The sequence below is a fragment of the Luteibacter sp. SVR4-7G genome, assembly GCF_056755555.1.
In genome coordinates this window covers 1-18,055 of the sequence record NZ_JBPGXO010000050.1, presented here as the reverse complement: position 1 = coordinate 18,055, position 18,055 = coordinate 1, and the positions used below count along the sequence as shown (strand labels likewise).

Genomic DNA, 18,055 nt, shown 5'->3' with positions numbered 1-18,055 from the left:
AGTGTCAGCGGAAGCAATAGAAAAGGTAGATAGAATTCGAACCACACCTTTCGTGCCACATCGAAGTCCTCGAAAAGAACGAGAACGATAAAAATCACGAACGAAATGCCAAATGACATCCCATACGCGCCCACTAAAAAACTAGTGAGGCGAAGTAGGCTATTCATCATTTGACGCACCCATACGAACTCCAGTGGACATCACCGCGAATACTACTTCCCCCGGTGCCACCAATTCCGAACTCGGGCCCATGTTGCTTACCGCCTGAGATTCCGTCCCACCAGCAACGAATCTTCGCAGCCATCGACTCCAACCGTGATTGCCACGGTGCGTGCGTCATCGGCTTCAAACTAATCATCCCAGGCTTATCCACCATCTCCATGAATGACGGCTCCAGTAGATGTCTTCCATGCTGCGCGAAGCACGTCCATATCGCGCTCAGCCTCTTCGAGGCTGTCATACCAAAAGTTCACCGATCCCGAGAATTTTCCTGAATATACTTCCACGAACTTGAAGACTTCATTGTCTCGATAGACGACAACCGTGTCGTGATCCGCGCCATCCATCGTTTTGGACACTTGATGTTTCGCTTTTCCAGAGAACGTCAAGACCAATCCATATCCTTGATACAACGAAAAAGATTCAATCATCGCGTAATCCGGAACCACAGAAAGCGACGCAGCCTTTCGTTCCACACAGACTCTGGCTTTGCCAAAACTTGTGAAATCATCGAGCGCTCGACGCTCCACGTTCAAGTCATGCATTTCACAACGCTTCGCCAAAGAAATCGGAGCAATTTGGTACTTTCGGCCAAGCTCGTACCTGGCTCCTCGATGTGTCGTGGTTACACGCATCACACCAATGAGCAATACACCAATGAACACGCAAACCACAATGCCGGCCCGCATCGTAATCCTCATCGGCGAATCAACCTATTCTGGCGCACTCTAGTCCAGACTTCGAACCAATCCCATGCCGAAGCTGAAGGTAAGGCGACCGCGGCCTTACTCCTCGCTTCAAGGGCCTTGTCCAGAAATGCAACCTTGATACAAGTACAACCCGGCATGGCTTGACCGAAGTTCTTCGACGAAGGGAACGGGCCAGTCGAACTGATGAAGTTTTGATTGTGCCAGCCACGATCCTCTGTACTACATGCCCCGTGCGTGCAATGAGCTTCCGTGCAGACCACGGTGTACTTGAGCTCAATTCCTGAAGGCCACGCGCCCGCCGTCTGCGTGACTGAGCTAGCGGGCCTCGTCGGAAGCATTTTCACGCCACTGCCATAACTACCTCCCGGGCCGGGCGGTTGTTTCCAGCTATGCGCGGAAGTCACTCGGTCCAACGGGGCGAGCCCCGAGGGGTCAACGTGCTTGAGAGGAGAGGCATCCGCGTATAGATACGGATTGATCCCACCTGCCAACCCGATTGGGTCGACCTGGATATACCGCCCCGTTGCCGGGTCATAGTCCCGGTAATAGTTGTAGTGCAGCCCCGTCACCGCGTCGTAGCGCTGCCCCGGGAAGCGCAGGTCGAAGACGAAGCGCGTGCCATCGGCATCCGGGTCTTCATCCGGTAACGTGCTGCCAAACGGATCGTCGCCCGGTCGCCAGCGCCAGACTGCTGCGTTGCGCGCAGGATCGATCACTGCGCGTGGCGAACCCAGATGATCGGGCTCGACGTAATAGAGCTTCGTGCCTTCGACCAGGCCGACGAGGTAGTCGCCCATCCAGATGGCCTGCCGTGCGATGCGGCCGGCGGTGTCGTAGTCGGCCAGCCAGCGGCCGGCTTCGTCGTACAACATCAGCCCGGTTGCTTTGCCCGCTTCCGTGCGCGCGATCCGCTGCCCGCCCGCGTCGTAGCCGTAACTGACCAGCACACGGCCCTGCTCGCTGGCCGAGGCCAGCCTTCCCGTCGCGTCGTAGCCCAAGGTGGCGTCGCCGATAGCGATCGTGTTGCCGGCGGCATCGTAGCGGCGGCTCTTGCCGTCCGCCGTGGTCAGCCGATGGCTGGCCGGATCGTACAGGTAACCTAGACGCACTCCGCCCAAGGTCATCGCCGTGCGGTCGCCCGCGCCGTCGTATTCGAAGCTTCGCAGGTTCGTGCCGCTGGCAAAGTCGTTTACCGCGTCGAGATAGCCCAGGCCGTTGTGACCCAGGCGGTAGCCATACGCCTGGGCGAACTGCGAGGCGACCTCGCCACCGGGCGTGTAGCCCATGACGTAAATCGAACCTGCCGGGTCGAGGCCGCCCCAGCGGGTGACACGCCCGCTCTTGTCGCGGGAGGCATACACTTCGCGGCCGTTGCCGTAGCGGATGCTTTCGATAAGGTCGAATGGGCGATAGGCGACAGCGGTGACGAGATCCGTGCTCGCTCCGCCCGCCGGCACGACGGCCACCGCAGTCACCGAACCGTCCGCATCGTAGCGGTAGGTCGTCCGGGCACCGCCGTCGACGGCGACTTCTTCCAGCCGCCCGGCCTTCGAATAGCGATAGGACACCGCCATGCTCGTCGTCGCCCAGCGCTGGATCGTGCGGGTGACGTTGCCGGGCGCGTCGTAGCAGTACACCGTTCGGCTGTCGCCCTGAGCCATGGCGGCGAGACGACCCTTCGCGTGTCGCTGATCGGCGGGACACGCGGTGTCGCCGACATCGTAGACATAGGTGGCGTCCACGCCTCCGTCATAGCGGACCAGCGTGGGCCGGCTCAATGCATCGCGCGTGACGCGGAAACTCCCTGTCCCACCCGCGCCTTCATGGCGCACCAGGTAGCCGGCGGCATCGTGCTCGTCGATCGACTGGCCACTGTCCGGGCTATCGACCGCGCTCACGTCGCCGAGACCCGTGGTCACGTATCCGGTGGTGAGGCCCTTCGGGTCCTGGATCGACGCCAACTGGTCGAGCGGATCGTAGCTTGCCTTGCTGACGGCGCCGATCCCACCCACGTCGCGAATGGCTTCGCGCAACCGTCCGAGGGCGTCGTAGCTGGACGTATCCTTCCTGCCATCGGCATCGGTCACGCTCGTGGGGCGGCCGCGTTCGTCGTAAGTAAAACGGGTGACCGCTCCCTCGCGGGTCTCCGTCTCGATCCGGCCCAAGGCATCAAAGGTGCGGCTCAGCTGCGTACGCAGGAACATGTCGTACGACTCTTCGCCGATACGGTTGCCGGCCTTGTCCAGATGGAAACGCAGGCGGTGCTTCGACGGATTGGACACTTCCGTCAGGCGACCGGCATTGTCGTAAGTGAAGCTGAGCGTGATGCCGTCCGCATCGGTTACCGAAGCGATGTCGCCGCGCGCGGTGTGGGTGAACGACGTGGTGGCGTCGCCACCGCCAAGACGGTCTTCCTTGACGCTCTCGACCCAACCACGCGGCGTGTAGGTGTAGGTAAACAACGTACCCTGCACGTCCTTCCGCGAGCGCACGCGTCCTGCCACGTCGTAGCTAAGGATCTCGTCCGCATGGCCGAGCGCGTTCTCGGTCTTCCACAGATCGCCCTTGCGATAATCGCAAGGCCCGGCGGCGCAATTCGCGGCGTCGGCGGCGCGGTAGGTGTACTTCGACAAGAGGCCTGGCTGGACGCCATCGCTGCGCGGGCCATCCGCCTGGAGCAAGCGACCCTCCGCGTCGTAGGCATACGTCCAGACGCGTGAGAGGACAAGCGGCGCGTCCGGCGCCGCCGGATCGATGGCACCTCGTAGTTCGACCCGGCTCAGATTACCCGAGGCGTCGTATTCGAACCGTTCCTCCCGGCCGGGTGCGGTGATTCGCAGGGGCCGACGCAGGACCGGATGCCACTCGGTTTCGACGCGACGTGCATGGACAGTACCGGGCGCCTCGGTTCGCTTGAGTTCGTTCCCGTCGGGATCGTGCAGGTATTCAGTGACGCTACCGTCGAACTGGACGCGTCGCGAGACCAAGCCATTATCGTCGTAGGCAATCGATGCGCTGGCAGCGCCACAGCCCGCACCGCCGGGCTGGTCGACGCCGACGAGGCGGCGCACGCCGCGCACGTCGGCGAACCGGTAACGGTGAACCGCCTTCATCGGGCCAGTCACTGCGACGGTACCGTCGGCCTCACGGGCCAGCGACACGGCGCCGACGCCGCCGACGTGCTCGCTGCCGACTGCACGACCGTCGCTGTCATAGGTGAAGGAGGCGAAACGAAGGCCGGATTCGTCGTAGATGGCGGTCAGGACATGCGGATGGTTGCCGCCGCCCTGGCCGGTCTCGTTGTAGCGATACTCGTGGAAACTGCCATCGGCGTAAGTCGCACGGACCAGATCGGCTTCGAGGCCGGTTGCGGTGGCTTCGGAATACGCATAGGTCACGGCCACGCCGCCGCTGTCGCCCACCGAGGCGATACGACCGGCGCTGTCGTAAACGACGGCGAGCTTGCGTCCCTGAAGGTCGCTGACCTCGAGCAGGCGCTCACCATGGTGCAGGCGGACATGGCGGTAGGTGCCGGGATCGATGGCGATGAGGCGCCCGTCGGTGTCGTAGGCCTCGGTTTCGCCGGTAGAACTGCGATAGGTCCAACCGCCCGCCTCGCGGGAAAGCTGGCCGCGGGGATCGGCCACGCTGCGGTAGCGCCCATTCGCTTCGGTGAAATCCAGACGCTCCCCGCTGTGACGGTGAAGTCGCACCACATTCCCGTCCTTCGAGGTGACGATCGCCAGGGAACGATCGTAGGTGCTGCGCCAGCGGCTCCCCAGGCGCGCGGTTTCGGGAAATGTCTGTTTGCCACCTTCCACCACGCCGCTGTTGTAATAGCGCGACCAGGTCAGCGGCGAGCCAGCCGTGGCAGCGATGTCGAGGATTTCCTGGTACTTGTTATGGAGGCCTACGTTGATCGGATTCCCGGCGTTCGGACGGGTGGCGCAGTCGCCCGGACCGAGATCGGCTTGATGAGCCGTTTCCGTTTCCGGATTCGCATCGAGGCAGAAAATGTTGCTGTAGACGGGAGGAGTGATTGTGCGGTTCGCGTACGGACCGCGTGCCGCGCCTGGGTCGCCGATGTACAACGACGGCGAGGTAGTGCACGCAAAATACCGGTAGCCCCACGCGGTGGTTCCATACCGGTTCCCGTGTCGGTCGGTGTACCGGTAATCGGTCATGTACAGGGAGTTGAAGAACCAGATGTCACGCAGCTCGCAGTCGGTATATGCGTAGCGTTCGCAGCCGCGGGACATCAACAGTGCCCCCGCGCCCTTCACGTCGGTGAAGTATTCCGTGGGATAGCCTTCCACCCTTACCTGATATTCGAAATGCGGCGCCGCCTGGCTCGCCCAGGCCTTGCCGACTGCCACGGACAAGGACGCCGCGCACAGTGCGGCCCGAGTAGTCTTTCGCATTACACAACCCCTGGGATCATCAAGGGCCGCGAGTCTAGGTAGGAAAATTCCGACTGTCTGTCAGCCAACCGCTAATGGTCGAAATTTTCAGAAAACTTCTACGATCTCAACTTTCTCTCACTGCGCAAACGCTCTCCAGCACATTGTCGAGGTCGACGCCCGTCATCGGCTTGCGCAACAGCGCGTCCATGCCGGCGTCCCTGATCGCCGTCACCTCGTCGCCCGTCGAACGCGCGGTGACGGCGACGATCGGAATATCGCCCACCGCGTGCATGCGCCGTACCATACGCGCCACCTGGAAGCCGTCGACCACCGGCAGATCGAGGTCGAGCAACATCGCGTCGAAGTTGTCGCGGGAGAGTTCCGTCATCGCCGCCAGACCATCGCCGACCGCCGTCACGACGTGACCGCGCTCGCGAAGGAGGCCGGCGATCACGTCGCTGACCACTTCGTCGTCTTCGACCAGGAGTAGCCTGCGCCCCGCCACGGCGGGCGCAGGGAGGGAGACGCGGACAATGCAGTCGCCGCATTGGCAGGCTTCCAGCGGCAGGCGTACGACGAAGACGGTGCCCCTGCCCAGCTCGCTTTGTACACGGATGCTTCCGCCCATCAAGGTGCAGAGTTCGTGGCAGATCGCCAGGCCCAGGCCTGACCCTTGCGAGCGTTGCGGCGACCCGCCCTGTTCGAAGCGCGAGAATACCCTCGCACAAAGCGCGGCCGACATGCCGGGACCGGTATCGGTCACGCTCATGACGAGCGACGCGCCTTCGCAGCCCACGTGGAGGGACACACCACCCGACTCGGTGAACTTGATCGCATTGTTCACCAGGTTTTGCAGGATCTGGCGAAGGCGGATCGAGTCGCCGCGAATGGACGGCGGCACGTTCGCGTCGAGCGATGAGGACAGATCCAGTCCCTTCTGCCTTGCGTTGCCTGCCGCCAGGGCGATCACTTCGCTAGTCACCATGCGCAGGGACACGCATTCGGATTCCAGCACGAGGCGGCGGGCCTCTATGCGAGTGATGTCGAGCGCATCGTTCACCAGCCGGAGCAAGGTGGTGCCCGAGCGCCGTACGGCTTCGATGTAGGCGCGTTGGGTCTCGTCCAGCGGCGTATTCGCCATCAGTTCGGCCATGCCGAGCACGCCGGTCATGGGCGTACGGATCTCGTGGCCGAGCGTGGCCATGAAGTCCGTCTTCGCGGCGTTGGCTTCCTCGGCGAGACGGCGCTGCTGCTCGGCGAGTTTCAGGCGCATCGCCTGGCGGACGCGCCGGCGGGTGCTGACCACGGTGGCGATGGCCATGGCCACCGCGAGCAGCGCGTAGGTCAGCCACGCCCACCAGCGCAACCACGGCGGCGCGTCGACGACGATGGTCAACGGATGGGCCAGGGTGCCGCTCACGTCGTCGCGCCCCGCACCGGAGATCGAAAGGCGGTACACCCCGGCGGCAAGCGGGCCGAAGGCGCGTTGGCCGTCCTTTCCCGTGCGCAGCTTGGTCGTTTCGCCGTCGTGCTCGAGCGAGAACACCAGGTGATTGCGGTCCGGATTCACGTAAGAGAGGGCCCGTGCCCCCACGATCAGCTCGCGATCGTTCCACCCGAGGTGCAAGGTGTGGTCTTCGATGGGCAGCGAGACGCGATCGCCGCCACGCGAGACCGTGGCGCCGAGGACCACGATCGCCGGCTTGCGGGTGTGATCGCGCTGCCGGTCGGGCCGGAAGCCCACGAGGCCGCCGAGCGTCGCGCCGTACATGGTGCCGTCGTCGAGGAGCACCGTGCTGGCATTGGTGAATTCGCCACTGGCAAGGCCATCGGCAAGACCGAACGGCCGGAACTTGTCCGTGCCGGGATCGAACCGCCATACGCCGGTTTCGCCGTACAGCCAGAGGCGCCCCGCCACGTCGCGACGCACGTTCAGGATATCCGCGGAGGGAAAGCCGTCGACACCACTGACGCTACGGTCGCGCTGGGCGATCCGGCCGTCCCAGCGGTAGTGCTCGAGACCGTCCGGCCGGACGATCCAGAATCCGTCGTCATCCGGTTCGAAGGCGTTGACGCGGCCGGGCGCGACACCGGCGATGAAACGCATTTCTCCCGACGCAGGATCCAGGCGGGCCAGGCCCGCGAGGCTCGCCTGCCATAATTCGTCGCCAACGACTTCGATCTGCCGCGTGTCCGCCACGCCACGTCTCGCTGCCGCGAACGGAATCGGCCGGGCCCGGGTGAGTTGCGCATCCGCGGCGAAGAGCCCCTGGCCCAGCGCCGCGATGTACACCGTGCCATCGGGTCCCGACGCAAGCATGGTCACGGGATGGTCGATGATCCCGCGCAGCAACGGCCACGTGTGTCCGTCGCGGCCGATCGAGAGGCCCTTGACCGTGCCGATGAGAAGGCCGCGCGGCACTTCAAGCAACGATTGCACGCGTATCGTCTCGATGTCGAAACCTTCCGACGTGCGTCCGGTCGCGGGATCGAAACCGCGGATCCAGCCGTGCAGGCCACCTACCCAGAGCTTCGTGCTGCCCTGCGCGGCGACGGCGGTGACGGTCCGCCCCGGGAAGCTGAAGGGATCGGTGGCGACATGTGCGAAACGGGTGAAGTCTTCCCAGGCCGGACCGAGGTAGCCGAGGCCGCCATCGCTCAGCGCGAACCACAGACCGTGCTCGCGATCCTCGAGCATGCCGCGCACGGTACGCCCGGGCAGCCCGCCCTGCGCCGTCCAGGCGCCGCGCACGCTATGCAGGCGGCCGTAGCGGTCTAGCATGGTGAGTCCGTCAGGGCCTGCGACCCACAAGGTGCCGTGGCTGTCCGCGAGCGACGCGTAGACCGGCGACCCGGCCAGGCGGCGGTCGCGGTGCAGCAGGCCGTCTGGGCCGAGGCGGTAGAGCCCCCGCTCGGTGGCGAAGCGCAGCTCCGCCGCATGTCCGTCGATGCGGAGCACCCGGGGGTGGCTGCCGTCCTCGAACGGCACTCTCGCGATCTTGCCTGCCGCATCCACGACATCGGCACCCGCGTCGGTACCGATCCACACCCGGCCGTCATCGGAAGCGTGCAACGCGCGGATGGAGGACGAAGAGGGGCCGGCGGCGTTGCGCGGAACGACCTGCATGTCGCTCCCATCGGCCTGCAGGCGGATGAGCCCGCCACCGGTGCCGACCCAGATCGAGCCGTCGCGGGCCTGTGCGATCGCGCGCACGTCGTCGTCGACGAGATCGTCCCGCCACTGCACGAAGGCCCCTGTCGCAGGGTCGTAGCGGCCGAGTCCGAAATCCGCGCCGCCGATCCACACGCGGTCCGCCGAATCCACCACTAGCGCAGAGACGCTGCCCGAGGGAATGGGATGGGAATGGTCCGGTCCGATGCCCGGGGTGACGAACTGCACGCCGTCGAAGCGGGACAGGCCGACCGATGTGCCGACCCAGATGAAGCCGTGACCGTCCTGGGCAACGGCCTTCACCTTGCTGCTGGGCAGGCCTTCGAGCAGGCCGTAACTGCGGAACTGCGGGGTGGGCACCGGCGGCATCGTGGCGGCAGGCGCAGGGAGTGCCATGATCGAGCCGATCATGGCCGGGAAGATCCATCTCCAAACGAGCGTGCAATGCATACGCGGGTTCCTGGTGCGCTCCCGATGATGGCATGCGAGCGAGGGAGGCAAAACCGCGCCATCCAGTGGAGACGTGTAGGAATTCTCCGATACGACTCCTCCGGGTGCGTCTAGAATGCGGGCATGTCCTCCCGGCTTCGCCTCCTCCTCGCCGCCGCCGGCCTTCTCGCCCTGGTCTGGCTGCTGCTCGCCGCGCTCGACCGTGCGCTGGCCCTGGCCCAGCGTTTCATGGGTTTGCCGGCCGGCATGCGCTGGCTGGTGGGCGGCGTCTTGCTGCTCATCGCAGCGGCCGGCGCCGGTCTCGGCGCCTGGTGGCTGCGCCCGCGCAAACCGCGCGCTCCGGTCGTCGCGCCGGACCGCGCTTCGCTCGAGGCGCGCATCGAACGCCTGCGCGGCGCGGACACAGAAGTTGAGAAACTTCGCAATGAACTCGGCGAACTCGACCGCCGCCGCGCCAGCGAGCGCACCTACCTCGCGGTGTTCGGTGAGATTTCCACCGGCAAGTCCACGCTCATCGGCGCCCTGGTCCCCGGCGCCGCGCCGGAACGCGACGCGCGCGGGGGCACGACGCGTGAGGTGATCGCTTACGAGACCGCTGCATGGGGCGGCGCCTGGACCGTCGCCGACGTCCCCGGCTCGGCCGAGGCCGATGGCGAGTCGCGCGAACGCCTCGCGCGCGAGGAAGCGCTGCGTGCGCACGCGGTGATCTACGTGTGCGCCGGCGATCTCACCCGCACCCAGGGGGAAGAGCTGCGCTGGCTCGGCGACTTCGGAAAACCATTGCTGCTTGCGGTAAACAAGGCCGACCAGTGGACCGCGGATGAACTCCAGCGGATCCTCGCCCGCGTCCGCGAACAGGCCGGCGGCATTCCGGACGCCGTGCTCGCGATCAGCGCCGGCGGCGAGGAACGCTTTACCCGCCGCCTTCCCGACGGGAGTACGGAAGACGTCGTGCGCCGACGGGCCGCCAACGTGCAACCCCTGCTGGAAGCGCTGCGGCAGCTGCTGGCACCCGGGGCCGCCGCTTTGGAAGCACAGCGAGAGAACGCCGTCCTTGCCGGATTGCACGAACGCACCGGCGAGCAGGAAAAAGCCTATCGGAGCCTGGAGGCAGACCGCATTGTCCGCCGCTATGCACGTCGCGCGATCGTAGGCGCCATGGCGGCCGTCGCACCCGGCAGCGACCTGGTGATCCAGGGCGCACTCGCCACCGGCATGGTGCGCGCGCTCGCGGCGCTTTATGACGTTCGCGTCACGGACGTGGAAATCGACAACCTCCTGCGCCAGGTGCGCATGACCTTGCGCACGGGCACCTCGGTGGTGCTAGCCGTGGCGGGCAACGCCCTCAAGGCCTTTCCCGGCCTGGGCACGCTCGGCGGCGGTGTCTTGCACGCCTTTGCTTACGCGCTGATTTTCGACAGCTTTGGCCGGGCACTTGCGGCCACACTGGACGAACGGCGGATGCTGGACCAGGCTGACGCCGGCGAGCGCATGCGCGAACTGCTGGGCGACGCGGGCGCTTCCCGGCTCCGCCGCCTCGCCGAATTGACCGGCGAGGCGCTTCGGGAGCGTTGAGCGAACGATGCGTTCGCCGTCGGCAGGCTGACAACCCGGCCCCGGTCGCGCCACACTAACTCCTATCGGCCGCCTGGCGGCCTCAACGCAACAGGCCATCACGGATGCGTCACGCCCGATTCCTGTTACCCCTCGCGCTCGCGCTCGTACCCGCGCTGGCGAACGCCGAGGCCGTCACCTACCGCATGGACCCCGTGCACAGCCAGGTCGTGTTCAATGTCGACCACAACGGCTTCTCGCGCTCGTTCGGGCGTCTGCGCATCGGCGAAGGCACCGTCGTCTTCGATCGCGACGACTGGTCCAAGTCATCGGTGCAGGCCACCATCGATCTCACGTCGATCGACATGGGCGACGCCGATTGGGACAAGGCCGTGAGCGGCTCTGAACTCCTGGATGCGGGCCGCGCCGGCACCGCGCGATACGTGAGCGACTCGGTGGAAAAGCGTGGCGAAGACGAGGGCGTGGTACACGGCAAACTCACGCTGCGCGGAACGACACTGCCGCTGGACATTCCCTTCCGGGTGAACCGGATCGGCAAGACCATCTACGGCCTGCATACGGTGGCGGGGTTTTCCGCCCACGTGTCGCTCGACCGTACCGCGTATGGCATGACCTCCAACCGCAACTCGATCGGCACCGAGGTGGCGGTATGGCTCGAAATCGAAGCGATAAAGGACAGCACCCATGCCCCTGCGCAGTGACCACACCCGCTGGAGCAGCGTCGCCAAGACCTTCCATTGGACCATGGCGCTGCTGATCCTCGGCAACGGCGCGTTCGCCTTCTGGATGGACGGACTGAAGCCGTCGCTGCACAAGATCAACATGTTCGCGCTGCACAAGTCGATCGGGCTTACCGTGCTGGCACTGTTCTTCCTGCGCCTGCTCTGGCGCGCGTGGGACCGTCGCCCGCCCGACGAACCCGCGCCGGGCTGGCAGCGCACCGCCGCGCACCTCGTGCACGGCTTCCTCTACCTGCTCATCGTGTGCATTCCCCTCAGCGGCTGGGCGTTCAATTCGGCGCACGGTTTTCCGCTGCAGTACTTCAAGATGTTCAACCTCCCCGCGCTGGTGGAGAAGAACGAGGAGCTGTCGCAGGTCCTCGGAACCGTGCACGTCTACCTGTTCTGGTTCCTGCTCCTCGTGCTCGTTGCCCACGTGGGCGGCGCCATCAAGCACCACGTCGTCGATCGCGACGACACCCTCCGCCGCATGCTGCCCTTCGGCCGCGCGAAGCGGAGCTCCCTCACCCCTCCCGGAGACAACGCATGAACCCGACGATCCGCCGCCTGTCCGTCCTTGGCCTCGCGCTGGCCCTGCCCTTCGCCGCGACCGCGGCGGATTACAAGGTCGGCCCCGGCAGCACGCTGGGCTTCAGCGGCAAGTTCCAGGGCCAGCAGTTCGATGGCAGCTTCGGCAAGTTCGATGCCGCGATCAGCTACGACGAGGCCAACCTGTCGACGGCGAAGTTCGACGTGACGGTGTACGTCGATTCCGCGAAGACAGGCGACGGCGACCGCGATCGCGAGCTTCCGTCTGCGAACTTCTTCAATGTTTCTAAGTTCCCCACGGCCCACTACGTCACCACCGGCTTCAGCAAGAACGGCAACGGAAAGGTCATCGCCAACGGTAACCTGACCCTGCATGGGATCACCAAGCCGGTGGCGCTGGAGGTCGAGTTCCACCCGGCTGCGGGCGGTGCGCGCCTGTCGGTGACGGGCACACTCAAGCGGCGCGACTTCGACGTGGGCAGCGGCGACTACGTAGATACGGGGACGATCGCCAACGAAGTCCTCGTCAACGGCACGCTGAACCTGCTGCCAAAGTAAGCAGCGCATGCCGGCCTGGCGCGAACGCCTGCGTGGACTCACCGGCCGCTTCCGCCGCGGCGGCGAGCCGGCGTGCGCGCCCGACGAACGTGGTGGCCCGGTGGCCGCCAGCCTGCGCGACCTGCTCGCCGATCCGTCGATCCCCGCCGACGTGCGCCAGTCGATGGCCGCGGACTTCGAGCGCGTCGAGCGCATGCTCGATCGTCTCGAGAACGAGGAACTGCACGTGGCCGTGTTCGGCCGCGTATCCGTCGGCAAGTCGGCGCTTGGCGACGCCCTGCTCGGGCGCGACGCCTTCGAGGTCGGAGTCCTCCATGGCACGACCACGGAAGCCAATGCGGCTCGCCTCGAAGGAGCCGCCAATGCGGGGCTCGTGCTGATCGACACGCCCGGGATCAACGAGCTCGGCGGCGAGGCGCGGGAGAAGCTCGCCTTCGAGGTAGCGGAAGTCAGCGACCTTGTCGTCTTCGTCGCCGACGGCGACCTGACGCGCGAGGAGCGCGATGCCTTGCACACGCTCGCGGCGACGCGCCGGCCGCTGCTGCTCGTGCTCAACAAGGCGGACCGCTACGGCGCCGGCGAACGCGAAGGCCTGCTTGCACGGCTGCGCGAGCATTCGTCGGGGCTGGTGGCTCCGGAGGACGTGCTTGCCGTCGCGGCGCGACCCGCGCCGCGCGAGGTCGTCGAGATCGATGCGGAAGGACGCGAACGCCGGAGCAGCCAACCGCAACCTGCCGACGTATCGGCACTCCGGGCGCGTCTGCTCGCGATCGCCGAACGCGAAGGCAAGGCCCTGTCGGCGATCAACGCCGGACTGTTCGCCGGCAGACTCACCGACCAGGTGAGCGAACGCATCGCCGTCACCCGCCGCGAGGTCGCCAGCGGTGTCATCCGCCAGTACTGCATCGCCAAGGCCGTGGCCGTGGCGCTCAATCCCGTCCCCGTCGCCGACCTGCTCCTGGCCGGCGGCCTCGACGCGGCGATGGTGGTCCAACTGGCCCGTGTCTACGGCTTGCCGCTCACCCGCGGCGAGTCCGGTCGCCTGGTCGCCGTCATCACCACGCAGCTGGCCGCGCTGATGGGCGCGGTGTGGGGTGTGCAACTGGCGGCCTCGGCGCTGAAAGGCGTCAGCGGCGGCTTGTCCGTGGTCGTCACCGCCGCGGCCCAGGGCGCCCTGGGCTGGTATGCCACCGTGGTGATCGGCCGCGCCGCCGAGCACTACCTGGTATCCGGCAAGTCCTGGGGCGAATACGGTGCGAAGCGCGCCGTGGCAGGCATCGTCGCCAGCCTGGACCGCGATTCCATCCTGCGCGAGGCGCGCGAGGAAATCCTGAAGCGCCTGAAAGGCCGCGCCGTGTAGGAGCGCGCCTTGCGCGCGACATGTTTTGAGGCCGTGACCTGGAGCTGGCGCGCCAGTTTGGGGACTGGGGCGAAAAGACGTCGCGCGCAAGCGCGCTCCTACACGGCGAATGCCTGCACGGCTGCCCGGTCGAATGGCCAGTCCAGCTCCGCCCCGTCGCTCCGCCGCAGCACCGGCACGCGCGCCCCGTAGCGGGTTTCGAGCGTCTCGTCCTCGTCGATCCACACCGAGTCGAAATCCGGGAAGCGCGCCTCGGCCAGCAAAGCCAGGGCCTGGTCGCAGAGGTGGCAGTCGTCGCGCTGGAAGAGGATGAACCGGGACATTCGGGGCTGTATGGGGTCGCAGGCCGGGGAGGCGTAGAATAGCCGGTCACCTCCCACAGCCAACCTCCCTTCAAGCCATGGCAGTCAGCGTCTTCGACCTCTTCAAGATCGGTATCGGCCCGTCCTCGTCGCATACCGTCGGGCCGATGCGCGCCGGCGCGCGTTTCGCTGAGCATTGGCTGGCGGAAAAAGGCGTGCTGGAGCGTGTGGCGCGGGTGCGCTGCGAACTTTTCGGCTCCCTGGCGATGACCGGGCGCGGCCACGGTACCGACAAGGCCGTGCTGCTGGGCTTCGAAGGCGAATGGCCGGACCGCGTGGACCCGGACACCATTCCCGCCACGCTGGAACGCATCCGCTCCAGCAAGCGCATACGTATCCTCGGCCGCCACGAGATTTCGTTCGACGAGAAGAGCGACCTCGTCTTCAACAAGCGGCAGAAGCTCCCGTTCCACACGAACGGCATGCGTTTCTCGGCATACGATGTGGAAGGCAACGAACTCGCCACGCGCGACTACTACTCGGTGGGCGGCGGCTTCGTCGTGAACCCGGACGAAGCGGCGGAAGACCGCATCGTCGCGGACACCAGCGAGCAGCCCTATGCGTTCTCCACCGGCGACCAGCTGATGTCGCTGTGCAAGGAGCACGGCCTCACCATCGCCCAGCTGATGATGCGCAACGAAGGCATCTGGCGGCCGGAGCAGGAAACGCGCGCGGGGCTGCTCAAGATCTGGAAAGCCATGCAGGACTGCGTGGCCCGCGGCCTGCGCTCCCCGGGCGTCCTGCCCGGTGGCCTGAAGGTCAACCGCCGCGCTCCCGCGATGGCCGCCGAACTGCGCGCGCAGCCGGAGGCGGCGCTGCGCGACCCGCTCACCATCCTGGACTGGGTGAACCTCTACGCCCTGGCGGTGAACGAGGAGAACGCGGCCGGCGGCAGCGTGGTCACCGCCCCGACCAATGGCGCTGCGGGCATCGTCCCCGCCGTGCTGCACTACTACCGGCACTTCTGTCCCGGAGCGTCGGAAGACGGCATCATCGAGTTCCTGCTCACCGCCGGCGCCATCGGCATCCTCTACAAGGAAAACGCCTCGATCTCCGGCGCCGAAGTCGGTTGCCAGGGCGAGGTAGGCGTGGCCTGCTCCATGGCCGCAGGCGGCCTCACCGCCGCCCTCGGCGGCACCGTCACCCAGGTGGAGAACGCCGCGGAGATCGGCATGGAGCACAACCTCGGCCTCACCTGCGATCCCATCGGCGGGCTGGTGCAGATTCCATGCATCGAACGCAATGCCATGGGCGCGGTCAAGGCGATCAATGCCAGCCGCATGGCGCTCAAGAGCGACGGCAAGCACCATGTGTCGCTGGACAAGGTGATCGCCACCATGCGCGACACCGGCCGCGACATGAAGGACAAGTACAAGGAAACCTCGCGCGGCGGACTGGCCGTCAACGTCATCGAGTGCTGACCGTCCGGCCGCGCTCTTACCTCGCCGGGCACATCCTCGGCAGGCGGTCCACGGTCTCCACGCGGACCGGTTCGTCCTCGCCCCACCAGTTCGCGACGGCCGTGTAGCACACCCGCAATTTCCCGCGACGGGTTTCGAAGCGCTGCCTGCTCGTGTACGCGAAGCAGGAAACCGAGGCCAGGTGGCCGAGTTCGCGCATGGCTATGGCGCAGCGCCGCACGGCCTCCACGGGGTCCTCGCCGGGGTATAGCGTGAAGTAGAAACCCTTGGCGGTGCGGTCGTATGACTCGGAATCGATCAGTCGGCCCTTGTCGCTCCATTGCTCCTCGGCTGCGGCGATGCCGCATACCGACAGGGCAAGGAACAACATGCCAATGACGACCCGCTTCGAACGCATCCGAACCCCTTGATCCCTACCGCGTCGGCCAGTGTATATCGACGGACTGACACTTGGGGACGACAACCACTGGCTGACAGAGACAGCCGGGGCTGTCATTATCCGGCCCTTGTGCCGCCCTGGGCCCGGGCTCCCGCCCTGGCCCGTTCGACCGGAGTCACCATGTCACATAGCGCTATCCGCCGCGACGTCGGCGCCTTTGCCCTCATGCTCACCGGCCTGGGCTCGATCATCGGGTCGGGTTGGCTGTTCGGCGCCTGGCACGCCGCCCAGCTTGCCGGCCCCGGCGCGGTTTACGCCTGGCTCATCGGCGCCGTCATCATCCTCTTCATCGCCCTCACCTATGCGGAACTGGGTGCAATGTTTCCGGAATCCGGCGGCATGGTGCGCTACGGCCACTACTCGCACGGGTCGCTGGTCGGTTTCATCGCGGGCTGGGCGAACTGGATCGCCATCGTCTCGGTGATCCCGGTGGAAGCCGAGGCCTCGGTCCAGTACATGGCCTCGTGGCCGTGGGAGTGGGCGGCCTGGACGAAGGGCCTTTACGTCGTGACCAACGGCCACGGCGAACTCACCCCGCCCGGCCTCGCCATCGCCGTGGTGCTGGTGCTGGTCTACTTCTTCCTCAATTTCTGGAGCGTGAAGCTCTTCGCCAAGAGCAACACGGCGATCACGGTGTTCAAGCTCGTGGTGCCCGCCGCTACCGGCATCGCGCTCATCGCCACCAGCTACAACCCCGGCAACTTCGACATCGGCGCCCATGGCGGCACGCATGCGCTCGACATCTCATCGATCCTCACGGCCGTCGCCATCTCGGGCATCGTCTTCAGCTTCAACGGTTTCCAGAGCCCGGTGAACCTGGCCGGCGAAGCGCGCAACCCGGGGCGCAGCGTCCCGCTGGCGGTGATCGGGTCGATCCTGCTCGCCACGGTGGTCTACGTGCTGCTGCAGGTCGCCTTCATCGGTGCCGTGCCGCCCGAGCAGCTCGGCAACGGCTGGGCCGGCCTCGAATACGCGTCGCCGTTCGCGCAGCTCGCCACCGCGCTGATGATCAACTGGATGGCCATCCTGCTCTACGCCGACGCCTTCGTCAGCCCGAGCGGTACCGGCGCCACCTATACGGCCACCACCGCGCGCATGATCTACGCGATGGAGCGTAATGGGCACCTGCCGAAGATCTTCGGCCACATCCATCCGCGCTTCGGCATTCCGCGTCCGGCGATGTGGCTGAACCTCGTCGTCAGCTTCATTTTCCTGTTCTTCTTCCGCGGCTGGGGCACGCTGGCGGCGGTGATCTCGGTGTCGACGATCATCTCCTACCTCACCGGCCCGGTGAGCGTGATGACCCTGCGCCGTACGGCGCCGGAGCTGAAGCGCCCGCTGCGCATCCCCGGCCTGCCCATCCTCGCCGCGCTCGCCTTCATCTTCGCGACGGAGCTGCTGTACTGGGCGAAGTGGCCGCTGACCGGCGAGATCATCCTGCTGATGGTCGTCGCGCTACCGCTGTACTTCTACTACACGGCCAAGACCGGCTGGGACGAGTTCGGCAAGCATTTGAGGGGCGCGTGGTGGCTCATCGTCTACCTGCCGGTGATCGCCCTCGTCTCCTGGGCGGGCAGCAAGACCTTTGGCGGCCACGACTACATCCCGTACGGCTACGACCTCGCGCTGGTCGCCGTGCTGGGTGCGGTCTTCTACTTCTGGGGCATCGCCAGCGGCTGGCGCACGCCGATGGTGGAAGCCGCGCGCTTCCACCACGACGAACTGGAACCGGGCGAACCGGAGCTGCCGCCGAGCGCGGACGAAGCCGAGAAACTCACCGGCCACCGATAAATGAAAAATCGCCCCAAGGGGCGATTTTTTTTCATTGCAGGAGCGCGCCTGCGCGTTTATGACCGCGTCGGGTACGACAGGTTTTCGCTTCGGTTTGGAAGCTCGCGCGCCAGCTCCGGGCCACGGCCTCAAAAGATGTCGCGCGCGATGCGCGCTCCTACATTTTCGGGCGCACGGCATCGAAACTCACCTCCGCGACAGGTAAAACCCCGCTCTGATCGGTTTTCTATTGTAGGAGCGCGCCTGCGCGCGACAGGTTTTCGCTTCGGTTTGGAAGCTCGCGCGCCAGCTCCGGGCCACGGCCTCAAAAGATGTCGCGCGCGATGC

12 protein-coding genes are annotated in these 18,055 nt (G+C 65.9%); 7 read left to right on the top strand and 5 right to left on the bottom strand.

Going from position 1 to position 18,055, the window contains the following annotated elements:
* Positions 1-365: 365 nt before the first annotated feature.
* From ACR9ZH_RS16145 to ACR9ZH_RS16135, 3 genes are all read right to left on the bottom strand, one after another.
* The gene (locus ACR9ZH_RS16145) at positions 366-908 is read right to left on the bottom strand and encodes a hypothetical protein (RefSeq protein WP_481291779.1); all 543 of its coding nucleotides are present in this window, start codon (positions 906-908) and stop codon (positions 366-368) included.
* 8 nt (positions 909-916) lie between these two features.
* On the bottom strand, positions 917-5,350 hold the full coding sequence (locus ACR9ZH_RS16140; RefSeq protein ID WP_481291778.1) for an RHS repeat-associated core domain-containing protein: 4,434 nt from the start codon (positions 5,348-5,350) through the stop codon (positions 917-919).
* A 106-nt stretch (positions 5,351-5,456) separates the two neighbouring features.
* Positions 5,457-8,915 carry a hybrid sensor histidine kinase/response regulator gene (locus tag ACR9ZH_RS16135; RefSeq protein ID WP_481291777.1) on the bottom strand — a complete coding sequence of 1,153 codons (3,459 nt, stop codon included), beginning with the start codon at positions 8,913-8,915 and terminating at the stop codon, positions 5,457-5,459.
* Between the two features lie 162 nt (positions 8,916-9,077).
* Here ACR9ZH_RS16135 and ACR9ZH_RS16130 point away from each other — a divergent pair, with 162 nt between their 5' ends.
* From ACR9ZH_RS16130 to ACR9ZH_RS16110, 5 genes are all read left to right on the top strand, one after another.
* Entirely contained in the window at positions 9,078-10,529 is a 1,452-nt protein-coding gene (locus tag ACR9ZH_RS16130; protein ID WP_481291776.1) for a GTPase, read from the top strand.
* Between the two features lie 104 nt (positions 10,530-10,633).
* Positions 10,634-11,230 (top strand): YceI family protein, encoded by a 597-nt coding sequence (locus ACR9ZH_RS16125; protein ID WP_481291775.1) that lies wholly within the window; start codon positions 10,634-10,636, stop codon positions 11,228-11,230.
* Positions 11,214-11,798, top strand: coding sequence for a cytochrome b (locus tag ACR9ZH_RS16120; protein WP_481291774.1), 585 nt, complete (start codon positions 11,214-11,216; stop codon positions 11,796-11,798). Before ACR9ZH_RS16125 ends, ACR9ZH_RS16120 begins: the two co-directional genes overlap by 17 nt.
* Complete coding sequence (locus ACR9ZH_RS16115; protein WP_481291773.1) at positions 11,795-12,355, top strand: YceI family protein; 561 nt, start codon at positions 11,795-11,797, stop codon at positions 12,353-12,355. The genes ACR9ZH_RS16120 and ACR9ZH_RS16115 overlap by 4 nt, the downstream gene beginning before the upstream one ends.
* Positions 12,356-12,362: 7 nt before the next feature.
* Positions 12,363-13,715 carry a DUF697 domain-containing protein gene (locus ACR9ZH_RS16110; protein ID WP_481291772.1) on the top strand — a complete coding sequence of 451 codons (1,353 nt, stop codon included), beginning with the start codon at positions 12,363-12,365 and terminating at the stop codon, positions 13,713-13,715.
* A gap of 98 nt (positions 13,716-13,813) precedes the next feature.
* Here ACR9ZH_RS16110 and ACR9ZH_RS16105 read toward each other — a convergent pair whose 3' ends face one another.
* Complete coding sequence (locus ACR9ZH_RS16105) at positions 13,814-14,038, bottom strand: glutaredoxin family protein (RefSeq protein WP_481291771.1); 225 nt, start codon at positions 14,036-14,038, stop codon at positions 13,814-13,816.
* Positions 14,039-14,115: 77 nt separating this feature from the next.
* On the opposite strand from ACR9ZH_RS16105, the gene ACR9ZH_RS16100 reads away from it, so the two are divergent.
* The gene (locus ACR9ZH_RS16100; protein WP_481291770.1) at positions 14,116-15,498 is read left to right on the top strand and encodes an L-serine ammonia-lyase; all 1,383 of its coding nucleotides are present in this window, start codon (positions 14,116-14,118) and stop codon (positions 15,496-15,498) included.
* A gap of 16 nt (positions 15,499-15,514) precedes the next feature.
* Here the strand turns inward: ACR9ZH_RS16100 and ACR9ZH_RS16095 are convergent, their stop codons facing one another.
* Positions 15,515-15,895 carry a hypothetical protein gene (locus ACR9ZH_RS16095; protein ID WP_481291769.1) on the bottom strand — a complete coding sequence of 127 codons (381 nt, stop codon included), beginning with the start codon at positions 15,893-15,895 and terminating at the stop codon, positions 15,515-15,517.
* A gap of 162 nt (positions 15,896-16,057) precedes the next feature.
* Here ACR9ZH_RS16095 and ACR9ZH_RS16090 point away from each other — a divergent pair, with 162 nt between their 5' ends.
* Positions 16,058-17,728, top strand: coding sequence for an APC family permease (locus ACR9ZH_RS16090; RefSeq protein ID WP_481291768.1), 1,671 nt, complete (start codon positions 16,058-16,060; stop codon positions 17,726-17,728).
* Positions 17,729-18,055: the final 327 nt, after the last annotated feature.